The following is a 479-nucleotide window of genomic DNA, read 5'->3' as shown; positions in this document are numbered from 1 at the left end:
GTTCCGCGGGCGTCCAGTCGACGACCCGAACCCTCCCTCGAAGGTCGTCGAGGCGGGCCGTTCGGTCGATTCGTTCGACGGTACTGCCCGGACTGTCCCCGGTCGTCATGTCCGGGCTGACGACCGTGACCGCGTGCCCGTACGCGGCGAGCCGTTTCGCCGCATCGGCCGCCCGGTCGTCGAGCAGGGGCGTACAGAACACGACCTGTGACTCGCTCGGTATCGAGCGGTCGAGCGTCGCCACCGCGTCGCCGCCGTCGGCGATGCCGTACCGGTCTGTCATCCCGGTCGGCGACTGCATCCGCCGGGTTCGGGTGCCGGTGTCGAGCAGCGATGAACCGCGGGCCCCCGACGACCCGGTGGCCGCCCCGTTCACAGTCCCCTCTAGAAACGCCTCCAATCGCTGTTCCTGTGCCCGATTGGCCGACGGCTGGAGCGTCTCACAACTGTCGTAGACGGCGGCACCCACCCGGTTGTCC

The 479-nt window shown here is 69.7% G+C and carries 1 pseudogene; it reads right to left on the bottom strand.

The features are described 5' to 3' along the window. Positions 1–479, bottom strand: a pseudogene (locus tag FY251_RS21070) (hypothetical protein); the annotation flags it as partial.

It is taken from the genome of Haloferax sp. KTX1 (genome assembly GCF_902410085.1).
Classification (GTDB): Archaea; Halobacteriota; Halobacteria; order Halobacteriales; family Haloferacaceae; genus Haloferax; species Haloferax massiliensis.
This window is presented reverse-complemented; position numbering and strand designations above follow the sequence as displayed.